The 5908-nt window shown below is 74.7% G+C and carries 1 protein-coding gene; it reads right to left on the reverse strand.

Going from position 1 to position 5908, the window contains the following annotated elements:
- Positions 1-5908: non-ribosomal peptide synthetase (locus tag J5Y04_RS43395; RefSeq protein WP_209417640.1), on the reverse strand; the 5908-nt coding region annotated here is incomplete at both ends.

Genomic DNA, 5908 nt, shown 5'->3' on the forward strand with positions numbered 1-5908 from the left:
CCGCAGACCACCGCCACCGCCTCCGGCGTCCGCGCCACCTGCGCCTCGAACAACCCGTGGACCGTGATACCGGAAACCTCCGCCGGAGTACCGCTCCACGAGGTCAGCATCCGGTCCAGCTCGTCGGGGTCCAGGACGTCGACACCGCTCACGGGGAGGTCGAGGTCGCCGGTGAACGCGGTCAGCACCCGCAGCAGCCACCCGGCCAGGCGGACGGCCGTCTCCGGTTCGAACAGGTCGGTCGCGGCCTTGAGTGCCCCGCGCAGTCCGGCCGGGGCGCCGTGCTCGTCGAACTCCTCGCCGATGCTCACGTCCAGGTCGGTCTTGGTCGTGGCGACTCCCGTGGGCAGACCGGTGGCCCGGACACCCGCGAGGTCCGCCGTGGCACCCGCGGTGTTCCGCACCGTCAGGAGGACCTGGAACAGCGGGTGGCGGGCCAGGGAACGGACCTGCCCGAACTCCTCCACGAGCCGCTCGAAGGGGACGTCCTGGTTCTCGAAGGCCGCCAGTCCGGTCTCCCGGACCCTCCCCAGCAGCTGCTCCAGGGTCGGCTCGCCGGACAGGTCGGTCCGCAGGACGAGGGTGTTGACGAAGAAGCCGACGAGGTCGTCCAGACTCTCGTCCGTGCGGCCGGCGATCGTCGCGCCGATCGGGATGTCGTCGCCGGCGCCGACCCGGTTGAGCGTGACCGCCAGGGCCGCCTGGACCAGCATGAACAGGGTCACGCCCTGGCGGCGGGCCACGGTCAGCAGGCGCCGGTGCAGCTCGGCCGGGAGCTCCAGGGGCACCTGGTGGGCCCGGTGCGAGGGCTCGGCGGGGCGGGCGCGGTCGGCGGGCAGGTGCAGCTCCTCGGGGGCGCCGGCCAGCGCCTGCCGCCAGTGGGCGACCTGGGCGGACAGCAGACTCTCCGGGTCGTCCTCCGACCCGAGCAGCTCGCGCTGCCACAGGGCGTAGTCCGCGTACTGCACCGCCGGCGGGGCCCAGTCGGGCGCCCGGTGCGCCAGCCGCGCCCGGTAGGCGACGGCCAGATCATTCGCCAGCGGTCCCATCGACCAGGCGTCGGCGGCGATGTGATGGATCGTCAACACCAGGGTGTGCTCGTCCTCGTCGGTCGAGAACAGCCAGGCCCGGATCGGGGGTTGCGCCGAGAGGTCGAACGGGTGGCCGGCGGCCTCGGCGGCCAGGGCGGCCACCTCCTCCGCTCCGACCTGCGCCGTGGAGAGCTCCCACTCCAGCTCGGCGGGGTCCAGGACCCGCTGGTACGGCTCGCCGTCGGCAAGCGGGAACACCGTGCGCAGCACCTCGTGGCGGCCGATCACGTCCCGCAGCGCGGCATTGAGGGCCACGCCGTCCACGGGCCCCGACAGCCGCAGCGCGAGCGGGATGTTGTAGGTGGCGCCCGGGCCCTCCAGCTGGTCGAGGAACCAGAGCCGGCGTTGGGCGAAGGAGAGCGGCAGGCGCTCGGGGCGGACCAGCGCCGTGGGCGCGGGCCGGGCCTGGCCGGCCCCGCCCAGCCTGGCGACCAGGCCGGCCGCGGTCGGCGCCTCGAACAGCGCCCGCAGTGCCGGCTCCACGCCGAACACCGCGCGCACCCGGCTCACCAGGCGGGTGGCCAGCAGCGAGTGGCCGCCCAGCGCGAAGAAGTCGTCGTCGGCGCCGACGCTCTCCAGGCCCAGGACCTCGGCGAACACCTCGGTCATCAGCTCCTCGCGCAGGCCCGCCGGGCCCCGGCCGGTCGCGGCCGGGTACTCGGGGGCGGGCAGGGCCCCGCGGTCGAGCTTGCCGTTGACCGTCAGCGGCAGCGCGTCGAGGACCACCACCGCCGAGGGCACCATGTACTGGGGCAGGTGCCGGCCCGCGAACTCCCGCACGTCGTGGGCCAGACCCGTGTGGACGCCGCCCGCGTGGGTTCCGTCGGCGGGCACCACGTAGGCGACGAGGCGCTTGTCTCCCGGGCCGTCCTCGCGGACCAGCACCGCGGCCCGAGCGAGCGCCGGGTGCCCGGCCAGGACGGCCTGGACCTCGCCCGGCTCGATCCGGAACCCGCGGATCTTCACCTGGTCGTCGCCGCGTCCCGTGAACACCAGGCGGCCCTCCCGGTCCCAGCGGGCGCGGTCGCCGGTGCGGTAGAGCCGCGTGCCGGCGGGGCCGTAGGGGTGCGCGACGAAGCGCTCGGCCGTCAGCGCCGACCGCCCCAGGTAGCCGCGGGCCAGCTGGGCGCCCGCGAGGTACAGCTCGCCGGCGACGCCGGCCGGGACCGGCTTGAGCCACTCGTCGAGGACGAACGCCTGGGTGTTGGCGTTGGGCCGCCCGATGGTCGGCTCGTCCCCCGGCGCCAGCGGGCCGGCCGTGGTCGCGCAGACCGCCGCCTCGGTCGGGCCGTAGGCGTTGACCAGGCGCCGCCCCGGCGCCCAGCGGTTCACGAGGTCCGCGTCCAGGGCCTCGCCGCCGGACAGCACCGTCGTGACCGGGGCGAGATCCTCGTCCGCCAGGACCCCGAGCACGGTCGGCGGCAGCAGCAGGTGCGTGACGCCGTGGCGGGCCACCACCTCGGCGAGCCCGCCGCCGGGCAGCAGCTCGGCGGCCGGGGCGAGAACGAGGCGTGCACCCGAGGAGAGGGCCGTCAGCAGCTCCCAGGTCGCCGCGTCGAATCCGACCGACGCGAACTGCAGCACCCGGCTGTCGGCGTCCACCTGCCAGCCGCCGGCGGCCAGCAGGTTCACCGCGGCCTCGTGCGTGACGACGACGCCCTTCGGTGTGCCCGTGGACCCGGAGGTGTAGATCACGTACGCGGCGTGGTCCGGGCGCAGGGCGCCGGGGAGGCCGGCCGCGGCCGGCGCACGGTCCGCCGGGTCAGCGGGGTCGAAGGGGCCGAACGGGTCGGACGCGGTGGCGGTGGCCGGGTCGTCCCCCGCTGCGGCGCCGTCCAGGACCAGGAGCGGCGCCGAGATGCGCGCCGGCAGTGCCGGCACGCACGCCGAGGACGTCACCACGACGGCCGCGCCGGCGTCGGCCAGGGTGAAGGCGATCCGCTCGGCCGGGGACTGCGGGTCGATCGGCAGGTAGGCGCCGCCCGCCTTCAGGACGCCGAGCAGCGCCGCCACCAGGTCGATGCCGCGTTCCAGCACCACCGCGACCACCGCGTCGGGCCCGACGCCCCGGTCGGCCAGGCGGAGCGCCACCCGGTCCGCCCGTGCGTCCAACTCCGCATACGTCAGCTCGGTTTCGCCGAAGACGACCGCGACGGCCTGCGGCGTGCGCGCCACCTGGGCGGTAAGGAGCCCGAGCAGCGTCGTGGGCGTGACCTCGGCCCGGGCGTCGGCGCCGGTCCACTCGGCCAGCAGCCGCTCGCGCTCGTCCCCGGCCAGGACGTCCACCCCGCTCAGCCGCACCTGCGGGTCGGCCACCACCGACTCCAGCACCCGTACCCAGCGCTCGGCGAACCGCTCGGCCGACGTGTGCTCGAACAGGTCGGCGGCCGCCGTCAGGGTGCCGCGCAGCCCACCGGGCCGGCCGTTCTCGTCGACGAGCTCGCCGACCGTCACGTCCAGGTCGAACTTGGCCGCCACGGGCCCTGCCGACCAGCGACCGGCCCGCAGCCCGGGCAGGTCAACCGCCGCCCGGGCGGTGTTCTGCACGGTGAGCATCACCTGGAACAACGGGTGGCGGGCCAGCGAACGGGCCGGCGCCAGCTCCTCCACCAGCCGCTCGAACGGCACGTCCTGGTGGTCCAGCGCCGCCAGGCCGGCCTCCCGGACCCGCCCCAGCACCGCGGCGAACCCCGGGTCACCGGACAGGTCGGTGCGCACCACAAGGGTGTTGACGAAGAACCCGACCAGGTCCTCCACCGCCTCGTCGGTACGCCCGGCCACCGCCGCGCCGATCGGGATGTCGGTGCCCGCCCCCAGGCGCGACAGCAGGACGGCGAGCCCGGCCTGCAGGAGCATGAACAGGGTGACGCCCTCGGAGCGCGCCAACTCGGCGAGCCTGGAGTGCAGTTCGGGTGAGATGTCGATCCCCGCCGTGTGGCCCCGGTGACCTGCCACCGCCGGCCGCGGATGGTCGGCCGGGAGCTCCAGCTCCTGCGGAGCACCGGCCAAGGCCTGCCGCCAGTGGGCCACTTGGCGGGAGAGCGGGCTGCGCGGGTCGCTCTCGTCCCCGAGCAGATCGCGCTGCCACAGGGCGTAGTCGGCGTACTGGACCGGCAGTGGCGCCCAGTCGGGGGCCCCGCCCCCGCGCCGCGCCGCGTACGCCGTCGAGAGGTCCCGGGCCATCGGGGCGTTGGACCATCCGTCACCAGCGATGTGATGAACCGTCAGGACGAGGACGTGCTCCTCCTCGCCCACCCGGAACAGGCCCGCCCGCAGCGGGATCTCCGTGCCGAGGTCGAAGAAGCGACCCGCCTCGCGGGCGACCGCCTCCTCCACCGCCTGCGGGTCGGCCGCCCGGCCGGGCAGCGCGACGCCGTCCGCGTCCGCGGCACCGTCCGCGTCCGCCACGCCGTGGTCCGTGACGGCTACGCCCGTGGCGGTCAGGTCCGTGGCGGTCAGGTCCGTGGCGGTCAGGTCCGTGAAGACCAGCTCGAAGCCGGTCTCCTCCACCGGGAGGATCCGCTGGTACGGCTCGCCGCCGGCCTCCGGGAAGACGGTGCGGAGCACCTCGTGGCGGCCGATCACGTCTCGCAGAGCGGCGGTCAGCGCTTCACGGTCCAGTTCGCCGGTCAGCCGCAGTGCACTGGGCAGGTTGTACGTGCTGCTCGGGCCCGCCAGCTGCCCCAGGAACCAGAGCCGGCGCTGTGCGAACGACAGCGGCAACCGCTCCGGACGCGGCATCGGCGTCAGTGCCGGCCTCGCCGGCGCGCCGTGGCCGTCGGTGTCCCCGGACCTCGCGGCACGGGCCAGCCAGGCCGCGAGCGCGGCCGGCGTCGGGTGCTCGAACAGCACCCTGATCGGCAGCTCCGCCCCCAGGACCGTGCGCACCCGGCTCACGATGCGGGTGGCCAGGAGGGAGTGCCCGCCGAGGGCGAAGAAGTCGTCCCCGACCCCGACCTCCGCCAGACCCAGCACCCGGGCGAACACCGCACACAGGATCTCCTCCCGCCCGTCCGCCGGCGCCCGACCCCCGCCCGACCCCGGCCCCACCTCCGGAACCGGCAACGCCGCCCGATCCACCTTCCCGTTCGCATTCAACGGCAACACCCCCAACACCACCACCGCCGACGGCACCATGTACGACGGCAACCGACCCGCCACGAACTCCCGCACCGAACCAGCCAGTTCACCAGCACCCGACCCAACCACCCCCTCGACCGGCACCACATACGCCACCAACCGCCGATCCCCCGGCACATCCTCACGCGCCACCACCACCGACCGCGCAACCCCCACATGCCCCGCCACCACCGCCTGCACCTCACCGAGCTCCACCCGGAACCCCCGCACCTTCACCTGCTCATCCACCCGCCCCAAATACTCCAGCCACCCCTCCCCACCCCACCGCACCAGATCACCCGTCCGGTACAACCGCCCACCACCACCCGAGAACGGACACGCCACGAACCGCTCCGCCGTCAACCCCGCACGCCCCAGATACCCCCGCGCCAACCCACCACCCGCGATGTACAACTCACCCGCCACACCAGGCGGAACCGGCCGCAACCACTCATCCAGCACGAACAACCGCGACCCCGCCACCGCACCACCGATCGGCGGCACACCCACCACCGCACCCCCACCCGCAAACCACCCCGACGCATACACCGACGCCTCCGTCGGACCATACAAATTCACCACCTCCACCCCCGCAAACGCCTCCCGCACCCCCACCACCACATCCGCCGACAACGCCTCCCCCGCCAACACCACAACCCCCGGCCGAACCCCCGACACCACCCCCGAACCACCAGCAA

The organism is Kitasatospora sp. RG8 (genome assembly GCF_017813315.1).
Taxonomy (GTDB): Bacteria; Actinomycetota; Actinomycetes; order Streptomycetales; family Streptomycetaceae; genus Kitasatospora.